Origin of the sequence: Citrobacter sp. Cf116 (assembly GCF_030336505.1) — a bacterium.
Classification (GTDB): domain Bacteria; phylum Pseudomonadota; class Gammaproteobacteria; order Enterobacterales; family Enterobacteriaceae; genus Citrobacter; species Citrobacter freundii.
On sequence record NZ_JAOWEQ010000029.1, the window covers coordinates 102,221 to 126,169 of the forward strand.

27 protein-coding genes, 1 tRNA gene and 5 pseudogenes are annotated in these 23,949 nt (G+C 47.8%); 17 read left to right on the plus strand and 16 right to left on the minus strand.

The features are described 5' to 3' along the window. From fliJ to rcsA, 10 genes and pseudogenes are all read left to right on the plus strand, one after another. Positions 1-444 carry a flagellar export protein FliJ gene (fliJ, locus tag OGV74_RS04585; RefSeq protein WP_086503968.1) on the plus strand — a complete coding sequence of 148 codons (444 nt, stop codon included), beginning with the start codon at positions 1-3 and terminating at the stop codon, positions 442-444. Next, positions 441-1,655: a flagellar hook length control protein FliK gene (fliK, locus tag OGV74_RS04590; protein ID WP_086503967.1), complete on the plus strand. Its 1,215-nt coding sequence runs from the start codon at positions 441-443 to the stop codon at positions 1,653-1,655. The genes fliJ and fliK overlap by 4 nt, the downstream gene beginning before the upstream one ends. A gap of 104 nt (positions 1,656-1,759) precedes the next feature. After that, positions 1,760-2,227 carry a flagellar basal body-associated protein FliL gene (gene fliL, locus OGV74_RS04595; RefSeq protein ID WP_003030435.1) on the plus strand — a complete coding sequence of 156 codons (468 nt, stop codon included), beginning with the start codon at positions 1,760-1,762 and terminating at the stop codon, positions 2,225-2,227. 4 nt (positions 2,228-2,231) lie between these two features. Continuing rightward, entirely contained in the window at positions 2,232-3,236 is a 1,005-nt protein-coding gene (gene fliM / locus OGV74_RS04600) for a flagellar motor switch protein FliM (protein ID WP_086503966.1), read from the plus strand. Beyond that, positions 3,233-3,646 carry a flagellar motor switch protein FliN gene (gene fliN, locus OGV74_RS04605; RefSeq protein ID WP_003030433.1) on the plus strand — a complete coding sequence of 138 codons (414 nt, stop codon included), beginning with the start codon at positions 3,233-3,235 and terminating at the stop codon, positions 3,644-3,646. The genes fliM and fliN overlap by 4 nt, the downstream gene beginning before the upstream one ends. After that, positions 3,646-4,023 (plus strand): flagellar biosynthetic protein FliO, encoded by a 378-nt coding sequence (fliO, locus tag OGV74_RS04610; RefSeq protein ID WP_086503965.1) that lies wholly within the window; start codon positions 3,646-3,648, stop codon positions 4,021-4,023. The genes fliN and fliO overlap by 1 nt, the downstream gene beginning before the upstream one ends. Next, positions 4,023-4,760 carry a flagellar type III secretion system pore protein FliP gene (fliP, locus tag OGV74_RS04615; RefSeq protein ID WP_003030427.1) on the plus strand — a complete coding sequence of 246 codons (738 nt, stop codon included), beginning with the start codon at positions 4,023-4,025 and terminating at the stop codon, positions 4,758-4,760. Before fliO ends, fliP begins: the two co-directional genes overlap by 1 nt. A 9-nt stretch (positions 4,761-4,769) precedes the next feature. Beyond that, entirely contained in the window at positions 4,770-5,039 is a 270-nt protein-coding gene (gene fliQ, locus OGV74_RS04620; protein WP_003030425.1) for a flagellar biosynthesis protein FliQ, read from the plus strand. 8 nt (positions 5,040-5,047) lie between these two features. Next, a pseudogene (gene fliR, locus OGV74_RS04625) lies at positions 5,048-5,843 on the plus strand (flagellar biosynthetic protein FliR). 278 nt (positions 5,844-6,121) lie between these two features. Beyond that, positions 6,122-6,745 (plus strand): transcriptional regulator RcsA, encoded by a 624-nt coding sequence (gene rcsA / locus OGV74_RS04630; RefSeq protein WP_032949553.1) that lies wholly within the window; start codon positions 6,122-6,124, stop codon positions 6,743-6,745. A 54-nt stretch (positions 6,746-6,799) separates the two neighbouring features. On the opposite strand, the gene dsrB is transcribed toward rcsA, so the two are convergent. Next, positions 6,800-6,988 carry a protein DsrB gene (gene dsrB / locus OGV74_RS04635; protein WP_003030419.1) on the minus strand — a complete coding sequence of 63 codons (189 nt, stop codon included), beginning with the start codon at positions 6,986-6,988 and terminating at the stop codon, positions 6,800-6,802. Between the two features lie 163 nt (positions 6,989-7,151). Here dsrB and yodD point away from each other — a divergent pair, with 163 nt between their 5' ends. Further along, complete coding sequence (yodD, locus tag OGV74_RS04640) at positions 7,152-7,379, plus strand: YodD family peroxide/acid resistance protein (RefSeq protein ID WP_003030417.1); 228 nt, start codon at positions 7,152-7,154, stop codon at positions 7,377-7,379. A 206-nt stretch (positions 7,380-7,585) separates the two neighbouring features. Here yodD and OGV74_RS04645 read toward each other — a convergent pair whose 3' ends face one another. Beyond that, positions 7,586-7,771: a YodC family protein gene (locus OGV74_RS04645; RefSeq protein ID WP_003030415.1), complete on the minus strand. Its 186-nt coding sequence runs from the start codon at positions 7,769-7,771 to the stop codon at positions 7,586-7,588. A gap of 77 nt (positions 7,772-7,848) precedes the next feature. Beyond that, positions 7,849-8,763, minus strand: coding sequence for a DUF808 domain-containing protein (locus OGV74_RS04650; RefSeq protein WP_169316136.1), 915 nt, complete (start codon positions 8,761-8,763; stop codon positions 7,849-7,851). Between the two features lie 175 nt (positions 8,764-8,938). Between OGV74_RS04650 and yedA the strand changes: the two genes are divergently transcribed. Next, positions 8,939-9,859 carry a drug/metabolite exporter YedA gene (gene yedA / locus OGV74_RS04655; protein WP_086503964.1) on the plus strand — a complete coding sequence of 307 codons (921 nt, stop codon included), beginning with the start codon at positions 8,939-8,941 and terminating at the stop codon, positions 9,857-9,859. Here yedA and OGV74_RS04660 read toward each other — a convergent pair. From OGV74_RS04660 to OGV74_RS04670, 3 genes are all read right to left on the minus strand, one after another. After that, positions 9,851-10,318, minus strand: coding sequence for a very short patch repair endonuclease (locus OGV74_RS04660; protein WP_003030411.1), 468 nt, complete (start codon positions 10,316-10,318; stop codon positions 9,851-9,853). The genes yedA and OGV74_RS04660 overlap by 9 nt on opposite strands. Beyond that, entirely contained in the window at positions 10,299-11,729 is a 1,431-nt protein-coding gene (locus OGV74_RS04665) for a DNA cytosine methyltransferase (RefSeq protein WP_086503963.1), read from the minus strand. The genes OGV74_RS04660 and OGV74_RS04665 overlap by 20 nt, the downstream gene beginning before the upstream one ends. Positions 11,730-11,805: 76 nt before the next feature. Beyond that, complete coding sequence (locus OGV74_RS04670; RefSeq protein ID WP_071696977.1) at positions 11,806-12,498, minus strand: phosphohydrolase; 693 nt, start codon at positions 12,496-12,498, stop codon at positions 11,806-11,808. 441 nt (positions 12,499-12,939) lie between these two features. Here OGV74_RS04670 and ompC point away from each other — a divergent pair, with 441 nt between their 5' ends. Next, a complete protein-coding gene (ompC, locus tag OGV74_RS04675; protein WP_116328879.1) occupies positions 12,940-14,109 on the plus strand; it encodes a porin OmpC in 1,170 nt (389 codons plus the stop codon). Positions 14,110-14,211: 102 nt separating this feature from the next. Here the strand turns inward: ompC and OGV74_RS04680 are convergent, their stop codons facing one another. Then, on the minus strand, positions 14,212-14,544 hold the full coding sequence (locus tag OGV74_RS04680) for an EmrE family multidrug efflux SMR transporter (protein WP_003839058.1): 333 nt from the start codon (positions 14,542-14,544) through the stop codon (positions 14,212-14,214). Positions 14,545-14,840: 296 nt separating this feature from the next. Between OGV74_RS04680 and OGV74_RS04685 the strand changes: the two are divergent. Then, positions 14,841-15,020: pseudogene (locus tag OGV74_RS04685) on the plus strand (hypothetical protein); the annotation flags it as partial. A 27-nt stretch (positions 15,021-15,047) separates the two neighbouring features. On the opposite strand, the gene OGV74_RS04690 reads toward OGV74_RS04685, so the two are convergent. After that, a tRNA-OTHER gene (locus OGV74_RS04690) sits at positions 15,048-15,172 on the minus strand. 97 nt (positions 15,173-15,269) lie between these two features. On the opposite strand from OGV74_RS04690, the gene OGV74_RS04695 reads away from it, so the two are divergent. Then, entirely contained in the window at positions 15,270-15,941 is a 672-nt protein-coding gene (locus OGV74_RS04695; protein ID WP_047357987.1) for an SOS response-associated peptidase, read from the plus strand. Positions 15,942-16,069: 128 nt separating this feature from the next. Here the strand turns inward: OGV74_RS04695 and OGV74_RS04700 are convergent, their stop codons facing one another. The 3 genes from OGV74_RS04700 to OGV74_RS23360 all read right to left on the minus strand — a co-directional run bounded on the left by OGV74_RS04700 (position 16,070) and on the right by OGV74_RS23360 (position 18,315). Further along, a complete protein-coding gene (locus tag OGV74_RS04700) occupies positions 16,070-16,999 on the minus strand; it encodes a hypothetical protein (protein ID WP_047357986.1) in 930 nt (309 codons plus the stop codon). A 681-nt stretch (positions 17,000-17,680) separates the two neighbouring features. Beyond that, on the minus strand, positions 17,681-18,070 hold the full coding sequence (locus tag OGV74_RS04705; protein ID WP_047357985.1) for a HumD family translesion DNA polymerase: 390 nt from the start codon (positions 18,068-18,070) through the stop codon (positions 17,681-17,683). A gap of 2 nt (positions 18,071-18,072) precedes the next feature. Next, a complete protein-coding gene (locus OGV74_RS23360) occupies positions 18,073-18,315 on the minus strand; it encodes a hypothetical protein (RefSeq protein ID WP_047357984.1) in 243 nt (80 codons plus the stop codon). Positions 18,316-18,390: 75 nt separating this feature from the next. Here OGV74_RS23360 and OGV74_RS04715 point away from each other — a divergent pair, with 75 nt between their 5' ends. Together OGV74_RS04715 and OGV74_RS04720 are read left to right on the plus strand one after the other, a co-directional pair. Next, positions 18,391-18,633, plus strand: a complete 243-nt coding sequence (locus OGV74_RS04715; protein WP_003840850.1) for a DinI family protein — start codon at positions 18,391-18,393, stop codon at positions 18,631-18,633. 178 nt (positions 18,634-18,811) lie between these two features. Further along, entirely contained in the window at positions 18,812-19,795 is a 984-nt protein-coding gene (locus OGV74_RS04720) for a glycosyltransferase family 2 protein (RefSeq protein ID WP_052951270.1), read from the plus strand. A 72-nt stretch (positions 19,796-19,867) separates the two neighbouring features. On the opposite strand, the gene OGV74_RS04725 is transcribed toward OGV74_RS04720, so the two are convergent. The 5 genes and pseudogenes from OGV74_RS04725 to OGV74_RS04745 all read right to left on the minus strand — a co-directional run bounded on the left by OGV74_RS04725 (position 19,868) and on the right by OGV74_RS04745 (position 23,889). After that, the gene (locus OGV74_RS04725; protein ID WP_065554953.1) at positions 19,868-20,464 is read right to left on the minus strand and encodes a tail fiber assembly protein; all 597 of its coding nucleotides are present in this window, start codon (positions 20,462-20,464) and stop codon (positions 19,868-19,870) included. Positions 20,465-20,481: 17 nt separating this feature from the next. Then, positions 20,482-21,075 (minus strand): annotated as a pseudogene (locus OGV74_RS04730) (macro domain-containing protein); the annotation flags it as partial. Then, a pseudogene (locus tag OGV74_RS04735) lies at positions 21,072-21,863 on the minus strand (phage tail protein); the annotation flags it as partial. The pseudogenes OGV74_RS04730 and OGV74_RS04735, both read right to left, overlap by 4 nt. Further along, positions 21,859-23,379, minus strand: a pseudogene (locus tag OGV74_RS04740) (phage terminase large subunit family protein); the annotation flags it as partial. The pseudogenes OGV74_RS04735 and OGV74_RS04740, both read right to left, overlap by 5 nt. A gap of 3 nt (positions 23,380-23,382) precedes the next feature. Next, positions 23,383-23,889, minus strand: coding sequence for a DUF1441 family protein (locus OGV74_RS04745; RefSeq protein WP_047358011.1), 507 nt, complete (start codon positions 23,887-23,889; stop codon positions 23,383-23,385). Between the last annotated feature and the right edge of the window lie 60 nt (positions 23,890-23,949).

A 23,949-nucleotide genomic window follows, 5' to 3' on the forward strand; every position in this document is an offset into this window, starting at 1 on the left:
ATGGCACAACATGGTGCATTAGCAACATTGAAAGACCTGGCTGAAAAAGAGGTAGATGACGCTGCTGTCTTATTGGGAGAGATGCGTCTTGGCTGTCAGCAGGCGGAAGAGCAGTTGAAAATGCTGATCGATTATCAGCATGAGTATCGCAACAATCTGAACAACGACATGGGCCAGGGTATTACCAGCAATCGCTGGATCAATTACCAACAATTTATTCAGACGCTGGAAAAAGCGATTGAGCAACATCGCCAACAGCTCAATCAATGGACACAGAGAGTAGACCAGGCATTGAACAGTTGGCGCGACAAAAAACAACGATTACAGGCGTGGCAGACGTTGCAGGACAGACAAACCTCGGCGGCGTTACTGGCCGAAAACCGTCTGGATCAGAAAAAAATGGATGAATTTGCTCAGCGCGCAGCTATGAGGAAACCCGAATGATTACTTTACCCCAACTGATTACCACCGACACCGATGTAGCCGCAGGTCTTCAGTCAGGCAAAGCGGTAGATTCACCCGAGGATTTTTTAGCGCTACTGGCTGGCGCATTAGGTGCGGGCGACGCACAAGGTAAAGACGCCCCGCTGTCGCTTGCTGACTTACAGGCGGCCAGCAGTAAGCTGCAAAAAGGGTTGCTGCAAAAAAATGGCGATGCCACACAGTCGGTCAAATTAACCGATCTGCTGGCGCAACAGGAGCTGCAAACCGAGACTTCTCTTGCCGACATGACTGACGCTCAGCAACTGTTGTCCGCTCTCACGCCTTCACTGAAAGCGAATGCCCTGACTACACTGAGCAAAGTCGCTCAGCAGGACGAAAAAAACACTACGCTGAGTGATGACGATCTCGCCAACCTGAGCGCGTTGTTCGCCATGCTGCCAGGACAACCACTGGCTACGCCTGCCGTCGACAGCGCACCAGCCCCTGTTGATGCGGCGCTTTCCGCATTGTCACGAGGCGCGGTACACGGCGCGGCAACTGATAATGCAGACGAATTACTGCCTGGTGATGCCAAAAAAGGCAAAGCGGATGTCACGATTGCTGGCGGTGGTGCTAATCAGGCAAACAATCCAACATTAACCCCGCTGACGGCAGCAGCGAACGCCAGAGCTGAAATCGACAGCACCCCGTCGCCGACCAGCATTGGCATGACTGCGGCCCCGCTAAGTGGTCCACAAACGCACGCACAACCGTTACCGACGGCCGCGCCGGTGTTAAGCGCTCCGTTAGGTAGCCATGAATGGCAGCAATCGCTGAGCCAGCACGTCACCTTGTTCACGCGCCAGGGCCAGCAAAGCGCAGAGCTGCGTCTGCATCCGCAGGACCTGGGTCAGGTACATATTTCGCTCAAGCTGGACGATAACCTCGCGCAGTTACAAATGGTTTCACCGCACAGCCACGTGCGCGCCGCACTGGAAGCCGCATTACCGATGCTGCGTACACAGTTGGCTGAAAGCGGGATCCAACTGGGGCAAAGCAACATCAGCAGTGAAAGCTTCGCTGACCATCAGCAGTCTTCCGGACAGCAACAGCAGTCTGGTCGCGCTCAAGGACAAGACATTTTTGCCGCTGAAGATGACGCAATACTGGCAACCCCAGCCTCGCTGCAAGCCGCTGCCCGCGGCGATGGCGCAGTAGACATCTTCGCCTAACGCCAGAGGTAGCATGATTATCCGCGTCTTTTCCACGCTTTGTCGTGGACAGGACACGGGATAATCAGCCCATAAGCTGTACCGAAACAGGAAGCCCGTATCTGATGACTGACTCCGCGATTAACAAAAAAAGTAAACGCGCTATTTGGATCCCTCTGCTGGTATTAATTACCCTCGCCGCCTGCGCAACTGCAGGTTATAGCTACTGGCGCATGCAGCAGCAGCCTTCCGCCAGCGTCAAAGCGGAACCGGCTCCACCGCCAGCCCCGGTGTTCTTTGCGCTGGATACCTTTACCGTCAATCTGGGTGATGCAGACCGTGTGCTGTATATCGGTATCACACTGCGCATGAAAGATGAGGCGACACGTTCACGTCTTAACGAATATCTGCCGGAAGTGCGCAGCCGCTTGCTGCTGCTATTTTCTCGTCAGAATGCGGCCACACTCGCCACCGAGGAAGGTAAGCAACAGCTGATTACCGCCATCAAAGAGACGCTGGCGACTCCGCTTGTTGTTGGGCAGCCGAAACAGGTTGTCACCGACGTTCTTTATACAGCTTTTATTCTGCGGTAAAGACATGGGCGACAGTATTCTTTCTCAGGCAGAAATCGACGCATTGCTGAACGGCGATAGCGAAACCAAAGACGAACCCATTTCAGGTATCGCAAAAGAAGGCGATATTCGTCCTTATGATCCCAACACTCAGCGTCGCGTGGTACGTGAGCGTTTACAGGCGTTGGAGATCATTAACGAACGCTTCGCGCGCCAGTTCCGTATGGGGTTATTTAACCTATTGCGCCGTAGTCCGGATATTACCGTGGGTGCGATCCGTATCCAGCCTTACCACGAATTTGCGCGCAACTTGCCGGTTCCGACCAACCTGAACTTAATCCACCTGAAGCCGCTGCGCGGTACGGGTCTGGTGGTGTTCTCACCAAGTCTGGTATTTATCGCCGTAGACAACCTGTTCGGTGGTGACGGTCGTTTCCCGACGAAAGTGGAAGGCCGCGAATTTACGCACACAGAACAGCGCGTTATCAACCGCATGCTGAAGCTGGCGCTGGAAAGCTACAGCGACGCGTGGAAGGCCATCAACCCGCTGGAAGTGGAATACGTCCGTTCTGAGATGCAGGTGAAATTTACCAATATCACCACCTCCCCGAACGACATTGTGGTGAACACCCCGTTCCACGTTGAAATTGGCAACCTGACCGGTGAATTTAACATCTGTCTGCCATTCAGCATGATTGAGCCGTTGCGTGAGCTGCTGGTGAATCCGCCGCTGGAAAACTCGCGTAATGAAGATCAGAACTGGCGCAATAATCTGGTGCGTCAGGTTCAGCATTCTGAGCTGGAGCTGGTGGCAAACTTTGCCGACATTCCGCTGCGGCTATCCCAGATTTTAAAACTGAAACCCGGCGATGTACTGCCGATTGAAAAACCCGACCGCATTATTGCTCATGTGGACGGCGTGCCTGTGCTGACCAGCCAGTATGGCACTGTAAACGGTCAGTATGCGTTACGCGTAGAACATCTGATAAACCCGATTTTGAATTCGCTGAATGAGGAACAGCCCAAATGAGTGATATGAATAATCCGTCCGATGAGAACACTGGCGCATTGGACGATCTGTGGGCTGACGCGTTAAATGAGCAAAAAACCACGCCCACCAAAAGTGCGGCCGATGCGGTATTCCAGCAGTTAGGTGGCGGCGACGTCAGCGGTGCTTTGCAGGACATCGACCTGATCATGGACATTCCGGTCAAACTGACCGTCGAACTGGGCCGTACCCGCATGACCATCAAAGAGCTGCTGCGCCTGACGCAGGGGTCGGTTGTCGCACTGGATGGCCTGGCAGGCGAACCGCTGGATATCCTAATCAACGGTTATCTGATTGCCCAGGGCGAAGTCGTCGTGGTCGCGGATAAATACGGTGTGCGTATCACTGACATTATAACCCCATCTGAACGAATGCGCCGTCTGAGCCGTTAATCATGAATACCCAGGCTACCGTTTCTCAACCCGCCGCCGTTCCCGGCTCACCGCTGGTGCAGGTAAGCGGCGCGCTGCTCGGGATCATCGTCTTGATCCTGGCGGTGGCCTGGGTCATTAAACGTCTGGGGTTTGCCCCCAAAAGTGCCGGTACACGCGGGCTGAAAGTCACGGCCAGCACCTCATTGGGTCCACGTGAGCGCGTGGTGATTGTCGAGGTCGAAGATGCCCGTCTGGTACTGGGTGTCACAGCCTCGCAGATTAACGTCCTGCACACCCTGCCCCCGGCACCTGCCGATGCAGAAGAAAAAACGGCCTCCCCTGCGGATTTCCAGGCCATGATGAAGAGTTTGCTTAAGCGTTCTGGGAGATCCTGATGCGCCGTTTGTTATCCCTCACGCTGGCAGGCTTGTGGCTTTTCAGTCCCGTTGCCCTCGCCCAACTCCCGGGTCTAGTTAGTCAGCCGTTGCCGGGCGGCGGACAAAGCTGGTCTTTGCCCGTGCAGACACTGGTGTTCATCACCTCGCTGACGTTCCTGCCTGCAATTTTGCTGATGATGACCAGCTTCACCCGCATCATCATTGTTTTCGGTCTCCTGCGAAATGCGCTGGGTACCCCCTCTGCACCACCTAATCAGGTGCTACTGGGCCTGGCGCTCTTTTTGACCTTTTTCATCATGTCGCCGGTGATCGATAAAATCTACGTCGACGCATATCAACCGTTCAGCGAAGAGAAGATCTCCATGCAGGAAGCTATGGAGAAAGGCGCCCAGCCGCTGCGTGAGTTTATGTTGCGCCAGACCCGTGAAGCCGATCTGGCACTCTTCGCGCGCTTAGCAAACAGCGGTCCATTACAGGGACCAGAAGCCGTGCCGATGCGAATTTTGCTACCCGCTTATGTCACCAGTGAGTTGAAAACAGCATTCCAGATAGGTTTTACCATTTTTATTCCGTTTCTGATTATCGACCTGGTGATTGCCAGCGTACTGATGGCGCTCGGGATGATGATGGTACCGCCAGCCACAATCGCGTTGCCGTTTAAGCTGATGCTGTTTGTGTTGGTAGACGGTTGGCAGCTACTTGTCGGCTCGCTGGCACAAAGCTTTTACAGTTAGAGGCGCGAAATGACTCCTGAATCGGTCATGATGATGGGCACAGAGGCGATGAAAGTCGCCCTGGCCCTTGCTGCACCTTTGCTGTTGGTCGCTCTCGTCACAGGTCTTATCATCAGTATTCTGCAGGCGGCGACCCAGATTAACGAAATGACGCTGTCCTTCATTCCCAAAATTGTCGCGGTGTTTATTGCCATCATTGTTGCTGGCCCGTGGATGCTTAACCTGCTGCTCGACTACGTGCGTACGCTGTTCAGCAATATCCCCTACATCATCGGGTAGACAACGTTATGTTGCAGGTGACCAGCGTTGAGTGGCTCCACTGGCTGAATTTATACTTCTGGCCTTTGCTGCGCATACTGGCGCTCATCTCAACGGCCCCCATCCTCAGTGAACGAGCCATCCCCAAACGGGTAAAGCTGGGGCTGGGGTTGATGATAACTGTCGTTATCGCCCCATCAATTCCCGCCGTTGACGTCCCCATCTTTTCGATCGGCGCACTATGGCAGGCAATGCAACAAATCCTGATCGGTATCGCTTTAGGCTTCACCATGCAGTTTGCGTTTGCCGCAGTACGTACCGCCGGGGAATTAATTGGCCTGCAAATGGGCCTTTCCTTCGCGACATTCTTCGATCCCGGTAGCCGTCTGAATATGCCGGTTCTGGCACGACTGATCGACATGCTCGCCATGCTGCTGTTCCTGACCTTTAATGGCCATTTATGGCTGATTTCGCTGCTGGTAGATACTTTTCATACTCTGCCCATCGGTGGCAATCCGGTGAACAGCAATGCGTTTCTCGCGCTGGCACGGGCGGGTAGCCTGATTTTCCTCAACGGGCTAATGCTGGCCCTGCCGGTAATGACGCTGCTACTCACGCTGAACCTCGCACTTGGTTTGTTAAATCGCATGGCGCCACAGCTGTCGGTTTTCGTCATCGGCTTTCCTCTCACTCTGACCGTAGGTATTTCACTGATGGCGGCGCTAATGCCATTAATTGCGCCATTCTGCGAACGATTATTCAGTGAAATTTTTAATTTACTGGCCGATATCGTCAGCGAAATGCCTGGAAAATAATAACCCTTAATTTTTATCCTGTTTTACTAAGGATTGTCCTAATTTTAAAAAGTAACAACATCCACCAGGATATCTCTGTCGCGGCTTATTTGTTTTTGCCTCACTCACATAACGCAACATTCACTTTACTTTAAGATGTTTCCTGGCAAATTATACGCAACTTTACGGGATAGTAAATTCGCCTGAAAAACAGCGAAAGCGTCATCTTGGGTCGTTATTATTCCGTTTAGTTGTGATGAAATAATCAGGTAAGGGGAATTATCGTTACGCATTGAGTGAGGGTATGCCATGTCAACGATTATTATGGATTTATGCAGTTACACTCGACTAGGGTTAACCGGATATCTGGTAAGTCGGGGAGTGAAAAAAAGGGAAATCAACAACATTTCCAACGTTGATGAACTCAGTCTCGCCTGTGTTTCTCAACAACCCGCTGTGGTGTTTATTAATGAGGACTGCTTTATCCACGAACCTGCTAATAGCCAGCAAATAAAGCAAATCATTAATCAGCATCCCAGCACATTATTTATTGTGTTTATGGCAATTGCCAACGTGCATTTTGATGAATATCTACTCGTCAGAAAAAATTTATTGATTAGTTCTAAATCGATTAAACCTGACTCACTGGATAAACTACTTGGCGATATTCTGAAAAAAGAAGTAGATATTGCTATTGATGTGAATCTGCCGACATTATCATTAAGTCGAACCGAATCCAGCATGTTGCGTATGTGGATGGAGGGTCAGGGAACAATACAGATATCAGATCAAATGAATATCAAAGCCAAGACGGTGTCATCCCATAAGGGGAATATAAAACGAAAGATTAAGACGCATAATAAGCAAGTTATCTATCACGTTGTGAGACTTACGGACAACGTCACCAATGGTATCTTTGTGAATATGCGCTAAGACGTTCTGACTGGTGGCGACTCCACCAGTCAGAATCAAACAGCGGAACTCATCTCACTCCACTTTTTCCACAAAGATACCATCCTGATGACCTGATTCATTAAAGAACCAGATACCGAGCGGGTAGTCTTCCAGCGAAACCAGGTACATGGTGCCTTCACTAAACTCTTCGATTGCCAGTACCACGCCCGGTCGACGAGGACCGCCGTCCGTTTTGACTGTGACCCGATCATTCACCTTCATAGTTTTCCTCCTGTGGCTTTGTGCCAGTGTAGAACAAATTCCTTTTTCTGGCAGCGCTCTGCACGCGCGATTGCGGGTTTTATCGACGGTCTATACTTAAGTTGTGCGTATCTGATGTTTGGGTACGCTCCCCCGGTATCCTTAACGGTTGAGAGGTATGAGGATGAAAACCGCGAAAGAGTACAGCGATACGGCCAAACGTGAAGTCAGCGTCGATGTCGACGCGCTGCTAAAGGCAATCAACGAAATCTGCGAGAGTGAAATTCATCGCAGCCAGGATGACCCGGAGCGCGTTAGCGTCGACGGCCGAGATTACCATACATGGCATGAACTGGCCGACGCGTTCGAGCTTGATATCCATGACTTTAGCGTATCGGAGATCAATCGCTGACTGAGGGCGAAAAAAATCCCGGCCCTTATCGGGTCGGGATCAAGCTTGCTTATGCAAGAAGCACTTGTAAATTCGTTACACCAGAAAATCTGATGTGAACCAAACCTTATCTGCAATTTTTTTGCCTGACAAGTAAATAATTCTCACCAAAATGATAAATATAACTAATGGGTGAGAGATCACCAGGTTACGGTCGAGTCAAATGTTCAGGCATCCTGACAGAGCTGTCTTCGCTCGCCCGGCACCACCAGTTCATCTTCACGGAATGCTTCCCGTTTAACGCCAAAGCCGTCGTACCAGCGACACTCCACCATTCCGCTGGCATACCCGGTAACGATCATACGTGGGCCACCCTCTTTGGAGGTGACTTCCTCACTGACAGAAAAGACCATACCTGCCTCCTGTATCAAGAGAAACCTTTACACCTTAGATGACAAAGAGGCGTTTTGCATAATCAGTCCTGTAACAATTAGTGCGAAACTCCGCGCAGTCTGGCGACAGCTTTCACCAGCAGAACGACAATCCCACCGATGATAAAGCCGAGCACCAGGTTAAGCAGGGTCGGAAGCATTAGCGAAATCAATGTACTTTGCTGTTGAGCAAAATGTTCAATCGCATGATGCAGCGGTGATATTCCGTGTACCACAATACCGCCCCCCACCAAAAACATCGCCAATGTACCGACCACAGAAAGTGTTTTCATCAGCCAGGGGGCAACCACCAGCAACCCTTTCCCCAGCGACTGGGCAAGTTGGCTACGTTTTTCTGCCAGCCAGTACCCGATGTCGTCAAGCTTAACGATAATCCCGACCAGGCCATACACGCCCACGGTCACCACTAACGCGATACCCGATAACACCAACACCTGATTCAGCAAAGGTGCATCCGCTACAATACCCAGCGTAATCGCAACAATCTCGGCAGACAAAATGAAGTCAGTACGTATTGCCCCTTTGATTTTATCTTTCTCAAAGGTGAGTGGATCCTGTGCGGCCAGAGCAGCCAGACGCTGCTGACGCTCTTCCGGGCTTTCTTTGTGCTTACGCGCCTCCAGGGTATGCAGAACCTTTTCTACCCCTTCAAAACAGAGAAACGCCCCACCTACCATTAATAAGGGGGTGATCGCCCAGGGAATAAATGCGCTTATCAATAGCGCCAACGGTACAAGGATAACTTTGTTTACAAACGACCCCTTCGCCACGCTCCAGACCACCGGGAGTTCACGGTTCGCCCGCACGCCCGATACCTGCTGCGCATTAAGCGACAGATCATCTCCCAGCACGCCCGCGGTTTTTTTCGCGGCCAATTTTCCCATCACTGATATATCATCCAGCAGCGTGGCGATATCATCGAGTAAGGTTAGTAAGCTACTTCCTGCCAAAATTTTGACCCTCAATATTATTTTTTTGCAGTCATAAGTATGAAGTAAAACACGCCATGCTGAAACTGACCTTTCTGGTCAACAAGTTTTTAACATCGACACGTAATTATAAATCTCGCCAGTAAGATAGTTTTGACGTTTACTATGTTGCACCTTTTTATTTCTACCGTGAGGGATTATGCGTTTCAGGCAATTGTTACCGCTTTTCAGTGCGCTATTCGCGCTGTACATCATTTGGGGTTCCACGTACTTCGTTATTCGCATTGGTGTTGAAAGCTGGCCGCCGTTAATGATGGCAGCCGTACGTTTTCTCTCTGCGGGAATTTTGTTAACAAGTTTTTTACTTATTCGCGGGCATAAGCTCCCCCCCTTACGCTTAATCCTGAACGCCGCGTTAATTGGTATCCTGCTGCTGGCTGTGGGTAATGGACTGGTCACCGTCGCAGAACATCAAAATGTCCCTTCCGGTATTGCCGCCGTGGTGGTCGCCACCGTCCCGCTATTTACGCTGTGTTTTAGCCACTTTTTTGGCATCAAAACGCGCAAACTGGAATGGTTGGGAATAGCGATTGGGCTCGCAGGGATCATCATGCTGAACAGCGGGGGCAATTTAAGTGGCAATCCGTGGGGCGCTATTTTAATCCTGATCGGTTCGATAAGCTGGGCGTTTGGCTCGGTGTACGGTTCACGCATTACGCTGCCCGTTGGCATGATGGCCGGAGCCATTGAAATGTTAGCAGCCGGTATTGTGCTGATGTGCGCATCGATACTCTCCGGGGAAAAACTGACCACCATGCCAACATTTTCAGGCTTTATGGCGGTGGCTTACCTGGCCCTGTTTGGCTCCATTATTGCCATTAATGCGTATATGTTCTTGATCCGCAATGTCAGCCCGGCGCTAGCCACCAGCTACGCCTACGTCAATCCGGTTGTTGCGGTGCTGTTAGGTACCGGTCTGGGGGGAGAAAGACTGGCCCCTATCGAATGGCTGGCGCTCGGAGTGATCGTGTTTGCTGTGGTGCTGGTAACGTTGGGGAAATACCTGTTCCCTGTTAAAGCGGATGTCGTCGCGAGTTCGTCGGAAAAAACATTACAGTAAATGAATACCGAGAGTGTCGATCTGCGCGGTGTCGCCACCGCCGCAGATCCACTCGATGACACGTTCAGATAACGCTTCATCATCCAGCTTTTCGCGACCACGCAGGGCGCACTCCCAGACAATCAGTACGCGCCAGCCAAGAGCCTGCAATTTTTCACAATCCCGCGCATCGCGTTGGACATTTTTGCCTATTTTTTCCAGCCAGAATTCCGTTCGTGTCGCGGGTACTTTAAACAAATAGCAATTGTGGTGGTGCCAGAAACAACCGTGAGTAAAAATCACACAATGATAATCATCCACCACAAAATCGGGGCGACCGGGTAACGTCGCATCCTGCACGCGAAACGTTACCCCCTGCTCTGTCAGCACGCTGGCAAGGCGTTTTTCAATTGCGGTATCGCGGGTGGCTATCGCCCGCATATTTTTACTGCGTGTTGCTTTATCGTGAACGTCTGCCATGCAGGTTCTCTTTCTCGCGAATAGCAACTGCCTGCCTGATTTTTGGCTCCAGCAGCCTGGCCACCGCCGCAAATGCCGGAACGATCACCGAATTACCAAACTGGCGATAAGCCTGAGTATCTGACACGGGGATCCTGAACTGATAGCCTTGCGGAGATTCAAACCCCATCAGGCGCGCGCACTCTCTGGGCGTAAGTCTGCGTGGGCGGTGTCGCTGATTCTGCGGATCGTCAAAATCTTTTTCACCCAGCGCCATATCCCAGCCACGGTCAATCAGGATCTCCGCCCCATCCTTATAATAACGCGCAGATAATGTGCGCGTTACGCTATCAGGGTTACCGGGATACACCATGCCATAGCCAAATCCATTTCCCCGCGCCTGATGCTTTTTCGCATAGCGGTAGAGGTATTTCCACAGCACCGGCGTCAGCACATATTTCGCATCGACGGTCGGCTCAAGCAGTTCCGCCAGCGTAGTACGCCGCTGCGGATAACGCGTGACAATATCCCGCAGCGTGAAGTCTGATTTCAAATTCAGATCGCGTCGGAAACCGACAAGCACGATACGTTCGCGATGTTGAGGCAAAAAATGTTGCCCATCGATAATTTTCGGATCATCCGGACCGTTATCTGCCGCATCTGCCACGTCATAACCCAGCTCGTCCAGCGTCTGCATAATGATGCTAAACGTTTTGCCCTGATCGTGACTCTTCAGGTTTTTGACGTTTTCGAGCACAAATATTGCTGGTCGACGAGCGTCGATAATGCGCACCACGTCAAAAAAGAGTGTGCCTTGTGTATCGCAGGCAAAACCGTGGGCCCGCCCTAACGCATTTTTCTTTGACACTCCGGCCAGGGAGAAGGGCTGACAAGGAAATCCCGCCAGCAGTACATCATGTTCTGGAATGTGCTGGCGAATATGTTCTGCCGCCTGCTGGTCGCTCACCCCATCCTGATGGCTCAGCGTGACATCACGAATATCTTCATTAAAGTGATGCTGGAAGGGATCGCAATAGTTGTTCGCTTTGTAGGTGCGCACCGCATGCTTGTTCCACTCGCTGGTAAACACGCACTGCCCACCAATTGCCTCAAAGCCGCGACGAATCCCGCCAATGCCGGCAAACAGATCGATAAATCGAAAGGCATAATGCGGATGATGCGCAGGTGGCGTCGGCAGTAAGGAATTCAGATAAGTAAACTCATTGTCGCTGAGGCGATGCCATGTTTCGTTCGCCACCACTCGCTTAAAGATGGCCGGACTCCAGCGGTTCTCGCCAACACCGTTCAGATAAGCAACCAGGGTTTTCACGTCATATATTTCAAGCAACTTAGCCAAAATCACCTGCGCGGCGGCCTTGTTATCATCTGTCATCGGGTTCATGGAGCCTGCTACTGAAAAATTATCCTGCATACATTTAACCGGCCGAAATGGATAACCGACAGATTAACATAAAATAGTGCGGTTGACGTTGCGGCTGTGCTGGCGACTAACGTGCTTTAAAGGGTTGAATCGCGTCAAGATCCAGCATTTCATACTCTCCTTTTAACTCCGCACTCAGCTTCGCCATATACGTCAGTAAGAAGTCAGCATTATGCTGCGCTAAATGTCGTCCTTGTTCAGTTTGCATCGTCGACGGCAACGTCAATAACTTGGTCTGGAAGTGATCGAGCGCGTACTGTTTGTCGTCAAGGCCACGCTGGCGGGCAAACGGATCTTCCGCATCAAATAGCGCCACGCCTAACACACCAGACACAGCAAATACGCGCGCTAGACCGATAGCCCCCAGCGCCTCAAGCCGGTCCGCATCCTGCACGATTTTCGCTTCAAGGGTTTCTGGTGCAATTTTGGCGCTAAAACTGTGCGCCTCAATGGCATGGCACACGGCAGGTATTCTTTGTTGTGGAAAATCCGGAAAATCGCGCATCAAAATGCGACGCGTTTCCAGAGCTGCCAGTACCGACGAACGATGACGCTCAGGATGGTTCTTTGGCAGGCTGACGAGATCATGGAAGTAGCACGCGGTCAGCACCACTAGCCAGTCTACAGTAGCATCTGTACTCAGCTTTTGCGCCGTCATCCACACACGACGAAAGTGAAAGATGTCATGCGCAGCATCTTGTCCGGAATGGTTATCAGCTAACCAAGCTTCAAATTGCGACTGCCAGTCGTGCAGTTTCATGCTATCTCCCTTTGTAGAAAGAAAATCACCTTAGCAACAATTTTCATTGCAAACCACTGCCTGCCCCATTACATAATTAATTTTTATTATCACACCGAAAACAAAATTCACATGAATTTATAAAAACCATAATCTCAACATCAACAACTATATTATATGAATAACAAAAACAAATACTCCACACAAATAAAATTCAAGTTTCAAATAAATAATCCGATATACATAAGATATTGATTAAAAATAATTTATGTGACAAATAACAATTTAACTAACATATATTTATAGTTATAAAAACACACCAATGAAATATTTAGAAATATTTTAAATACATTTGTTACATGTTATATTTTAAATTAAATGAACTTCATGGATAGTATCCAAATGTAGTTTCTTGGATAGTACTACATATTCATTTTAATTATCATGCAAAGGGAATACATAATGAAAAGAAAAGTATTGGCACTGCTTCTCCCTGCTTTATTAGCTGCAGGCGCAGCAAATGCGGCTGAAATCTATAATAAAAACGGCAATAAACTGGATCTGTACGGAAAAGTCGATGGTCTGCGTTATTTCTCTGATGATGCAGGCAGCGACGGCGACATGACCTATGCGCGTCTGGGCTTTAAGGGCGAAACGCAGATCAACGATATGCTGACTGGCTATGGTCAGTGGGAATATAACATTCAGGCCAACGGTACCGAAGGTGACAAAGGCGATTCATGGACTCGTCTGGCCTTTGCCGGTTTAGGTTTTGGTCAAAACGGTACTTTCGACTACGGTCGTAACTACGGCGTCGTGTACGACGTTGAGGCCTGGACCGATATGCTGCCAGAATTCGGTGGTGATACCTACACTCAGACCGACGTTTACATGCTGGGCCGTACCAACGGCGTTGCTACCTATCGTAATAAAGGCTTCTTTGGTCAGGTTGATGGCCTGAACTTTGCCCTGCAATATCAGGGGAATAATGAAGGTAGCAGCGTAGGTCAGGAAGGTTCTGGTAATAGTGAAAACCGCAAACTGGCGAAAGAAAACGGTGACGGTTTCGGTATGTCCACCTCCTATGACTTCGACTTCGGTTTAAGCCTCGGCGCGGCATACTCCAGTTCTGATCGTACTAACAACCAGGTCGCTGAAGGTCGCAATGATCGTAGCTACACCAGTAAATATGCTGGTGGTGAAACAGCAGATGCATGGACTATTGGCGCGAAATATGACGCTAACAACGTATACCTTGCTGCAATGTATGCCGAAACCCGCAATATGACTGCTTATGGTGATGACAAAGGCGGTATCGCCAACAAAACGCAGAACTTTGAAGTTGTTGCACAATACCAGTTTGACTTTGGTTTGCGCCCGTCCGTTGCATTCCTGCAATCTAAAGGTGTCGACTTAGGTGGCTGGGATCACCATAGCAATGGCACCCCACGCTACACCGACAAAGATCTGGTCAAATATGTTGAAGTGGGTATGACTTACTACTTCAACAAAAACATGTCCACCTACGTTGATTATAAAATCAACTTGCTGGACGAAGACGACAGCTTCTATGAAAGCAATGGTATCGCAACTGACGACATCGTTGCCGTTGGTTTAGTCTATCAGTTCTAATTACGACAAAAATACGCAAGCCCGCTTCATACCAAGCGGGCTTTTTCACCGCACAGGGATAAGCTCTGCTAACAGCGCCAGATATCCGACACTCTTTTAGAATTAATGCGGGGAAGATTTTGAAAAAATATTGATAACCAGAACCCCAGCGCAAATCAGGAACATGCCTGCGATCGCCGGGAAATCCAGCTTTTGCCCACTTACCAACCAGCCCAAAAGGCTGATTAATACGATTCCAGCACCTGACCAAATTGCGTATGCAATACCCGTTGGAATCGTCGACAGCGTCTGAGCGAGAAGATAAAAAGCAGTGCAGTAGCACACAATGGTTGCGACAGATGGCCATAGACGTGTAAATCCGTCAGAGAACTTCATCAGGGTTGTACCTATTACTTCAGCTACAATGGCCCCGGCAAGGAAAATGTATGAATTCAAAATCTGGCCCCATGTGACAATCTAAGATAATTATCGTATCACAAAGGGTTAAGTGAGTTTATCCAAAACAAGTCGTGGGCATAACCCCAACAAATATTGCAATCTTGTCACCGTCTTGTGCGTCCGCTCATCGCTCAAAGATAACTGTCAGATTTATTCTCGAGGCTTGTTGCTAATTTCTCTGACGGCCTGGTTTCTGGGGCTATCTTCTTCTAGCATAAAAGCCAAAATAACTTTAGCTACCCTGCCCCTGGTTTAACTTTGAGCCGCAGGAAAAAAACTTGATAGAAACGAGAAAGGACAAACAACTATTCTCAGATCACAAAACTGAACGCCAGGTTGCGGTTTATGACAGAAAAGTGAAAATTTCCCCCACACTGGATCTTCCAGTATTGGGCAAATCAGAACATGATGATGGCGAGCTTTATACTAAGCGAATATATCAACACTATACCAAGTGTGACATGCGTCGTTGAAAGGAATTGAGCTAAGTGTTTGAATAGTGGCGGAGAGAGGGGGATTTGAACCCCCGGTAGAGTTGCCCCTACTCCGGTTTTCGAGACCGATTTCATTGGTAATATTTTCAATAACTTAACTTTTCTCACTGGTATATCCGCAATATTTCTACATCATAAAATTCAACTAGTTACTCGTTTATCTGTACTTAATATACCAACACTTTCTGAGCTAATACCTATACTTCCAAGTACAACCTGGAGGTGAAAATGTGTGGAAGATTTTCCCAGTCAATGACGCGTGAAGACTATCTCGCCCTGCTCTCAGAAGAAGCTGGACGCGACATTCCATACGATCCAGAACCCATAGGACGTTTCAACGTAGCGCCTGGCACCAAAGTTCTGCTTCTGAGCGAACGTGATGAACAACTGCACCTTGACCCTGTCATTTGGGGATATGCCCCTAGGTGGTGGGATAAACCACCGCTAATTAATGCTCGCTCTGAAACTGCGGCCACCAGCAGAATGTTTAAACCACTCTGGCAACATGGCCGGGCAATTTGTTTTGCTGATGGCTGGTACGAATGGAAAAAGGAAGGCGACACGAAACAACCCTACTTCATTCATCGGGCCGATGGTCAACCGATATTCATGGCGGCTATTGGCAGCACACCATTTGAGCGTAGAGATGAAGCTGAAGGATTTCTGATAGTGACGGCTGCTGCCGATAAAGGGCTGATAGATATTCACGATAGGCGACCGCTGGTACTGTCACCGAAAGCCGCACGCGAATGGATGAGGCTGGATGTTGGAGGAAAAGAAGCAATTGAGATTGCATCCGACTTTATCATTCCGACTGATAAATTTATATGGCACGCCGTGACGCGTGCCATTGGGGATGTTAAGAATCAAGGACCAGAATTAATAGAAGCTTTGCGTTGATGTACGAAGCGACAGAGAAAAAAACATCTGCTTTGAGCGAAGAGTGGACATTGCAGATTCAATACAAAGATAGTAGATTTATAATGGTGCATAATTAATCACTAATCATTAGCACCACCATAGCTTTATTAACAATCAGTTTGAATTGTTTCTTTTTCGGCAAGCTCATCTACTAACTTTCTAAAATCAATAATTTTTACTGATGCTATTGATTTAGATTCTAAGTTATTAATTTCATCTTGATCATACTTATCCCCTTCAAGGGTTTTAATATTGCTAATTACAATTTCCTTAGATGTTGATGCCATGTTTTTAATCAACAAAAGTGATTTTAAAGCCGTAATAAATCTAGAGCGATCTTTACATAATAAACCATGTGCCAGTAATATATCGGCCATTCTTAAATATGTAACATTTGAATCATCAAACCCAATAACCTTGGATATTTCAGGCAGCCCGAGTCGAGCAGTTATGTAGAACATGAAATCTTGCTTATAATAAGAAACAGGTTTCGAAAACCTTCCCAAAAATAGTATAGACATAATGAAAACAGCAATGCCGGCAAGTATCCCACCAGATATTGAATTATCTTTTTTAGAATCAGCATCTTTAGTTATTGTACCAAGAATTTCTTCGCTTCTTAAAGTAAAATCAGGATTAATATTACTTGTATCGCTAGATAACAAAGCAGAGATTACAAATTGCTCATTAGGGTGCATTTTCTGCAGTTCTATTTTCAAGGTATCACTTAAAGATGATACTTTCGGCTCTAACCCTCTGAGGTCATATAATTTATATGCTTGAACAACTCCTTTATTTACACTTAAATCCGCAGATATTTTAGTAAGGTAGCGCTTTCCACTATTTTTAATAGTAATTGATACTATTCTTTGAAAACTATCGGATGCTTGTATTTCAGGCCCATTAGTTACTGAGTATGTAAGCTCCGCCTTTGGCTCCACAGCAATATCATATAGTTTTGGTAACACAGAGAAAAAACCGGCTATCAGTGCTGGGGTTAATGCGTATAGAAAAACTTGTTTCCACTCAATTTTCAAAACTCACTCCTGTTCACATTAATACTGGTTACATTATTAACGTATAAATACAAGATAAAAATAATGAAATTAAACCCTACGACTTCACTATCATTAGATTTACAATCTCTATCATATCAGAAATGAAAAAACCAGTTAATCAATTTTGAGCATAACTAATTAAATCTAAAAAAACTGAACTGCCCAAGTATTAAACAATTTCTGGTTGCGAATTTAGGTCCACTCTTGACACATAGTTGCCATTGAGATAGTTGCGTACCATCATGGGGTGTCGGGGGTCGGAGGTTCAAATCCTCTCGTGCCGACCAAAAACTCCTTTAAGAACCAGCCTTTACGGCTGGTTTTTTTATGCCTGCCTTTTGCACGGGGAAACTTTGGGGAATTACTGGGGAGAAACCCCGCCCAAATTAGAATTCGCCTGGCAGGATAGCAGCTGTGTGTAGTCGATGATGAAAAGACGGGGTCTGGTGACATCAACAGACCCCGTAATTACACAGCAATGCATATTGGATACGCTTTATCCCTAGCGAGGGGGTAACTTTATAGTCATTACAAAGATGGTTGTCATTAAATCTTTGTGATTGATATCTAATATTTTTAACTTAAATTCCAACAAAGTAATGAGTGGTTAAATAGCCACCAAACAAGCATAATTATCCTTCCTCATGGATACGTTTTTATCTACATAACCGGGCAGTCATCAAACTCCGCGTTCCTGGCATCATTAATGATGTACGTGATCACTCCGAATATAGCGGGCGCAGAACTGTAACCGTCATCATCTGCTGGCAGCGCCTCCCTTCTCCCGTTCTCCAGATTAACCAGGTGGGGCTGAGGATGAGTCCGATATCTCTTGATCCTGAATTCTCCGTCTATCGCGCATATCAGCAGCGAGCCATCACAGGGAGAAAGTGACGCATCAACAACAAGTAGCGCCCCCTGGATTATCCCTTCCCTGAAATGTGAACGCGATGCCCGCATGAAATAAGTCGCTGCGGGCTGACTGATTAGCTGCTGATCGAGGGAGATCCTTGTTTCAACGTAATCTGCCGCAGGTGAAGGAAAGCCCATGGCTATAGCCCTCCGTTTGGATTGAACAGCTGAAAAGTACGGTTCTCGCCTTCCTGCGTTGATACATCGCGGAATGTTGTCACATACCACTCGATCCATTCGTTGGCCTGCTTCATCGTCCAGTTCCAGTTAACCTTGCTCAGTTCCTGGACAAACCGTTGCGTGGTGACGGTCTTCCGGCCATTTGGTTCCTGCTGTATCGAAGCATACCAGGCTATTTCAGTATCGCTGCGTCGTGACATCATCACGCCCTCTCTTGAATACCGGATAAAAACACAGTATAAATACTGTATATCCATCCAGTAAAGGAGCAATGAGTAATGTTCGTGGAACTCGTTTATGACAAAAGAAATTTTGATGGGCTGCCCGGTGCAAAAGATATCATTCTGGGCGAATTGACCAAGAGGGTTCACCGGATCTTCCCCGATGCGGATGTTCGGGTAAAACCGATGATGACACTGCCGGCGATCAACACTGACGCCAGCAAGCATGAGAAGGAACAGATAAGTCGTACTGTTCAGGAAATGTTTGAAGAGGCGGATATGTGGCTGGTTTCAGATTAAACATATTAAGTCGCCATACTGGACAAGAACAGCCCGTTGTTACTGGAAATCCTCTTGGACTGTATGCAATTACACGATGATTTCCTACTCCAGCATGGTAAAATAAAAAGCCGAAGAAGGTCATCAGCTTCGTAAGAAGTTTAAATTGGATTAAGTTTTTAACTCAAGGATGCATTTAATGGATACCCCTTTCTTGTTAAGCGTCATAATCCCCTGCTACAACTGCCAAGATTACATTTATGAATGTTTGCAATCTGTATCATCACAAATAGATGATAGTGTTGAGATCATTGTGATTAATGATGGGTCGACGGATAATTCCCTTAAAGAAATAGAATCATTCATAAGTGAAAATAAAAACAAATCGATTAAATTAATAACCCAAACAAACCAAGGGGTGTCTGCAGCCAGAAATGCAGGTATTGATGTATGTTCAGGTAAGTATTTAGCATTTTTAGATGGTGATGATCTTTGGGATTCAACATTCTGGGAAAAGATCACCCCAACGCTAAAGCTTAATGATATTGATTTAATTGAGTTTAATGCGAATAGATTTTATGACGACAACAAGGAAAAAGTAACAGAAGTATCAATCGTATCTACAAACGAGACTTTGACAATAGATTCAATAAGTAATCTTCGTGAAACATTTTTAAAAAATGAATGGTTCCCATGGGCAAGAGTTTACAAAAGATTTATATTTAATACGTTAAGATTTCCAGTTGGCAGACATTACGAAGATATAGCATTAATACCCAAAACATATCTTCTATCAAAAAAAATTAAACGTATGACCGATACCCTTGTTTTATATCGAGTACGAAAAAATAGTATAACTAACGCACCTCAAAAAAAAGATATCGATGATATAATATGTGCCATGGGAGTTTTCAATGAATTACTTAATAAAAAAGGCAAGAGCGAAATTGAGACTATAGCACCCTCTGTTCATCAGACATATAGTCTAGCCAAAAGAATAAGTACAAAAATTAATGGTTATTGCTCCTTTAACGAAGAACAAATCCATTATATAAAAAAGGCAGTTACCCCATTCTCTGGCACACAAAAATTTAGCAAGAGAATTAATTTGTTATTTATTCGAGAATACTGCCTCATAAAGAAGATTAAATATCAGCTTAGATCTGATCGAACCAAAGTATAAACAATATGCAGCCTATTTTTGGCTGCTTTCTGAAGGATTTAGCATCCCTAAGCCCCACCATTCAACTATGATTTAACCACTTATACTTTGTTCTGCAGGTTGCTCAGGCCAGTTAATATCAGGTGTGTCATTTGGATTTATTCGGTTAAGTAAAACACGGTATTTTTTCCATGCCAGTAAAAGTGCCGCTTCCGCTTCTGTTGCAATATCAAGATCAACTGCGTCCTGTACAGGAGCGATTTTTGAGGCGGCCAGAGCCAGTAGGTTTTCTTTTTGTTGTGTTGCCTGAGTAATCTGCGCTGTTTTTTCTGCATCAGCATCATGCACCCACTTTTTCCCGTCCCACTTAACAAAATGGCCTTCAGGAGCAACGGAAACGACATCATCAGGCAACTTCCCTAACTGGTTAATTGTGATACTTTCCCCCGTGTGGATATTGTAGACAATCTTCCCTCGATGGTCTTCTGCGAGTGACCATTTACCAGACTCATAATCAAACACAGCGACAAATCCATCTTTCGCAGCTGGTGGTGCTATGTCAGTACTGTAAGCAGGCAAACCAGTATTTGCTGGGATATATCCATCTCCCTTACCGATAAATTCATTTGTGGAAGATGATAGATTGTAAATAGTAATAGTGCGATTGGTGTTGCTCATTTTAAAAGTCATTATAAAACTCCATTGTAGGATGAATAAACAGCATTCTGTCTTCCAAGAGCATACTGCCAGTTAATACAGGATGACGGGGTTATAATACTGCACCACGCAAGTTTCATTTGTGCTGCTACACTGTCAGGCGATACCTGCCCACATCCTGCCCCCATAGCAGGGAAAACAACACGCCCAATTTTATTGTGTTCAGATTGTGTTTTGTTGTGGTGATATACAGCAAGCAATGCTGCCCGTGTAGCAAGGTAAACTGCATCAGTGCCGCTGATAATCAAAGGCACACGCATCGTAGGAGCATGAACCAGCCAAGGATGTTTATGATCTCCACTCCCAATAATAAAAGCAGAACCAACAGGCTGCTCCCCCAAATACTCATTAACAATATGCTGCTGAACCCTGCTCATCAGCTGTTTGCCATAAAACGCTGTAATAGCTGCATCGACACCGCCATCCATCAGTCCAAAAGAGTTAGCAGCGCTGACCATGCAGTCAAAGTCTGGAATTGTTTCAAAAGGCTTGCTGATAATTTCTACATTTTCATCATCATAAAAATGCCGCTCAAATGCTTTCGCGATTTCAGGAACAGGAGCTGAAAGAATTAATTTTATCATGCAAGCCTCACTATATAATTAAATGCAGTATTTTTTACGGTGTTTTCCGCATGCCCTGACGGTGAAACTGTTACACCATGGCTGTGCGCGCCAATATAAACAGAGTGGGCATGTGCCCCAATGCCAACAATATGACTATGCGCACCTATATAAACGTTGTGTGCATGAGCACCATTGGTGGAGGTAGTTCGTGTAACAGAGCCCATATTTTCATTGCCTCCTGGAAATCCCCAACCTGCTTTCCATTCCAGGAATGTGTAATTGTGCGCATGATTACCCTGAACATCGGTTGTTTTTGTTCCGTAATCAAAACCTGTTGTTTCTTTGTTTCCGTAATCAAATCCGGTGGTGTCTCGGTTTCCGAGGTCGGTGCTTGCGACCGTTGCGCCGTGGTCGTGTGACTTAATACCATCAAGCTCTTGTGACAATACTGCACGACCATCAGGCTTACCTTTAATCGTTTGACCTCGCATATCAGGGATGATCCCGGACGGATACGCTACAGCCAGTAGTGGATAGGCAGACTTATCAAATGGCTGCCCCTGCATAATGGCGTGGTTAGCAGGTGGGGTATCTGAAGGCCAGGGAATGGGGGCACCCACCGGATAAGATACAGGCGGGGGATTTGCGGTGTTAAAATCCCGTCGCCAGCCCGGCAAATAGTCATCACCATGATTGATGTAAGTAAATTGAGCATTGGTAACTCCGCTTGTTGCGGCTGTTGGTGTAGTTACTCGAATGGTCATCGCACCACGAACGCCCATAACCTCAACAACCGCACCGGCTATCCGTTACCCCATCTTCCCCGCCGCTGTCGACAGCCATTGCAAGAATGGGCATCCGTCGTGAAGGGTCTGACTGCAATGCATAGGTTTTTTCGAGGACATCCGTGATGAGCAGTTGCCAGTCTTCCGGATAGGATCCGGGATGCACCTGCTGTGCCTCACCATTTTCATCACAACGCAGGGACTGGCGGATGTTATAGCGGTCCACCAGCCAGCGTTCGCCGTTTTCACCGTACCCGATGATCTGGACGACAAAACGGCGCTTCTTCCCACCCTGCACATCCACCGACGCCAGAAGAAAACGGACTTTCGGCGGCACAAGTCGTTTGCCATAATTTTCTGCCCGCAGCATCAACACGTCAGCACGTCGCTGCTCACTGGCTGCACGGGGAAGATAAGGAAGCCCCCAGTCAGTATTAATTACGGTCTTGAGCGTTTCTTCGCTTCCGGTGGCCTCATAGTCCTGTTCCGCCGTCAGTAATTTGTAGACCAGTTGCGCCCATGTCTGGTATGCCGCCGCTGGTCCCTCCATCCAGAACGAGGCAATGCGCGAGCGTCGGGCTTCTTCGGTGATGTTGCCCTCACGGTCGATAGTTTGTCCCTCTCTCAACCAGACACCCTTTCCGTTCAGTTCCCGCTTCCTGTCGGCGGTAATCATGCCGCTACAATGCGGACAATCAATATGCGCCGCTTCACTGGCCTTTACCGGGTCAGACGTTTCCCGGTAGCCTGTCATCGCCTCCATGGCTGGTTGAAAGTATTCCCCGCAATGTGGACATGGCCAGTACCAGCGGCGACGATCGCCGCGGTTATATAAAGACAGGATCCCGGTCGTGGGAGGGGCTTCGTGAGGTGACTTTTTCCGCCACTTCGTATTGGTGATTTCCCTGCCCGGTGAACTCTCGACCAGCGTCATCCCCGCCGACATAAAGGTGGTGGTACGTTTTGAAGCAAGCGAAAATCCATCCCCTTCCCCGTCGATATCTTCCGGGAAGCGATCGTAATCCGTCAGCGCCACACACTTAAAATCTGAGGATGACATGATGTTGATAGACGGCCAGCCTATCTTCAGGTAGTTCCCGGCAAGGAAAGTCCGGTCATGCACGTTGTTGTCATTGCGTGAGGGACTCAGCCGGCATGCCACTTCCGGGCTGACACGAAATGTTCGGGCCAGACGTTTTTTGGAGTGTTCGCGCGCTTTCTCTTCCGTCATCTGAATGATGAGCATGTCAGACGGATCGCAGACAACGTTGTACACCACCCAGCCATCAATCAGACCAATGGTTTTACCCGTTCGGGCAGGGCCAACAAAAATGACAGCATCATATTCGCGTGATGCCAGGCAGTTCATCGGCTCCACAACATAAGGGGCAAGATTAGGATCCCACTCAACGGAGTTACCCACACCGACCGGAACACGCATATATTTATGTACGGCTTCGGCTACAGGCATTCGGCGCGGTGCTCTGATGATCCCGGCAGTGTTTTTTCTTAGCTCCGCCGCCGTGGCCTGTCGCATGGCTTACTCCTCTTCTGGCGAACTGTCCTCCTGTTCCGGTGTATCTGCCTGCTCAACCTTCAGGGCTATCTGATCTCGCAGGTCATCAATGACTTTTTGCACCCGAACGACAGCTGCAGGCGTCATCGCGCAATCACGTTCAAGAATATCCGGCAGCGTTTCCAGCACCTGAACGACGGCTTTTGCCATCGATGAAAATTCTCGGGTCACTGTCGATGCCGGGATTAACTCACCTGTTTCCTGCTGGAATTTAAGCCTCTCGCGTTCAGACTGAAACCATGCCTTACGATCCGGCGGTAACATCTTATCGATATCCACCAGCTCGGGTGCCGTGGTCCGGCCCAGCAGTTCCCGGAGAATATCGACAACAGAATAAAGCTTGAGACGAGAATTACTGCCCGGAGCAGGCTCAACGTTATTCAGCCTGCTGGAGATCGTCTGACGATGAAGATCGGTCACCGCTGCCAGCTGATTGATATTGAGGCGAAGGTTTTTCAGTTCGTTATCCATGATGATGAACAATATTTAACCATTTCGACATCGTGAATAATTTCACGACTGAAATATCAA

What these genes read in the sequence shown, in the direction of transcription:
- ompC (WP_116328879.1), top strand. Translation starts at nt 12,940, where the DNA reads ATGAAAAGAAAAGTATTGGCACTGCTTCTCCCTGCTTTATTAGCTGCA.
- OGV74_RS04725 (WP_065554953.1), bottom strand. Translation starts at nt 20,464, where the DNA reads ATGACTTTTAAAATGAGCAACACCAATCGCACTATTACTATTTACAAT.
- OGV74_RS04645 (WP_003030415.1), bottom strand. Translation starts at nt 7,771, where the DNA reads ATGGTCTTTTCTGTCAGTGAGGAAGTCACCTCCAAAGAGGGTGGCCCA.
- fliP (WP_003030427.1), top strand. Translation starts at nt 4,023, where the DNA reads ATGCGCCGTTTGTTATCCCTCACGCTGGCAGGCTTGTGGCTTTTCAGT.
- OGV74_RS04665 (WP_086503963.1), bottom strand. Translation starts at nt 11,729, where the DNA reads ATGCAGGATAATTTTTCAGTAGCAGGCTCCATGAACCCGATGACAGAT.
- OGV74_RS04745 (WP_047358011.1), bottom strand. Translation starts at nt 23,889, where the DNA reads ATGGATAACGAACTGAAAAACCTTCGCCTCAATATCAATCAGCTGGCA.
- dsrB (WP_003030419.1), bottom strand. Translation starts at nt 6,988, where the DNA reads ATGAAGGTGAATGATCGGGTCACAGTCAAAACGGACGGCGGTCCTCGT.
- OGV74_RS04720 (WP_052951270.1), top strand. Translation starts at nt 18,812, where the DNA reads ATGGATACCCCTTTCTTGTTAAGCGTCATAATCCCCTGCTACAACTGC.
- yedA (WP_086503964.1), top strand. Translation starts at nt 8,939, where the DNA reads ATGCGTTTCAGGCAATTGTTACCGCTTTTCAGTGCGCTATTCGCGCTG.
- OGV74_RS04695 (WP_047357987.1), top strand. Translation starts at nt 15,270, where the DNA reads ATGTGTGGAAGATTTTCCCAGTCAATGACGCGTGAAGACTATCTCGCC.
- OGV74_RS04670 (WP_071696977.1), bottom strand. Translation starts at nt 12,498, where the DNA reads ATGAAACTGCACGACTGGCAGTCGCAATTTGAAGCTTGGTTAGCTGAT.
- fliL (WP_003030435.1), top strand. Translation starts at nt 1,760, where the DNA reads ATGACTGACTCCGCGATTAACAAAAAAAGTAAACGCGCTATTTGGATC.
- OGV74_RS04660 (WP_003030411.1), bottom strand. Translation starts at nt 10,318, where the DNA reads ATGGCAGACGTTCACGATAAAGCAACACGCAGTAAAAATATGCGGGCG.
- fliJ (WP_086503968.1), top strand. Translation starts at nt 1, where the DNA reads ATGGCACAACATGGTGCATTAGCAACATTGAAAGACCTGGCTGAAAAA.
- OGV74_RS23360 (WP_047357984.1), bottom strand. Translation starts at nt 18,315, where the DNA reads ATGATGTCACGACGCAGCGATACTGAAATAGCCTGGTATGCTTCGATA.
- OGV74_RS04705 (WP_047357985.1), bottom strand. Translation starts at nt 18,070, where the DNA reads ATGGGCTTTCCTTCACCTGCGGCAGATTACGTTGAAACAAGGATCTCC.
- fliQ (WP_003030425.1), top strand. Translation starts at nt 4,770, where the DNA reads ATGACTCCTGAATCGGTCATGATGATGGGCACAGAGGCGATGAAAGTC.
- fliK (WP_086503967.1), top strand. Translation starts at nt 441, where the DNA reads ATGATTACTTTACCCCAACTGATTACCACCGACACCGATGTAGCCGCA.
- rcsA (WP_032949553.1), top strand. Translation starts at nt 6,122, where the DNA reads ATGTCAACGATTATTATGGATTTATGCAGTTACACTCGACTAGGGTTA.
- yodD (WP_003030417.1), top strand. Translation starts at nt 7,152, where the DNA reads ATGAAAACCGCGAAAGAGTACAGCGATACGGCCAAACGTGAAGTCAGC.
- fliN (WP_003030433.1), top strand. Translation starts at nt 3,233, where the DNA reads ATGAGTGATATGAATAATCCGTCCGATGAGAACACTGGCGCATTGGAC.
- fliM (WP_086503966.1), top strand. Translation starts at nt 2,232, where the DNA reads ATGGGCGACAGTATTCTTTCTCAGGCAGAAATCGACGCATTGCTGAAC.
- OGV74_RS04715 (WP_003840850.1), top strand. Translation starts at nt 18,391, where the DNA reads ATGTTCGTGGAACTCGTTTATGACAAAAGAAATTTTGATGGGCTGCCC.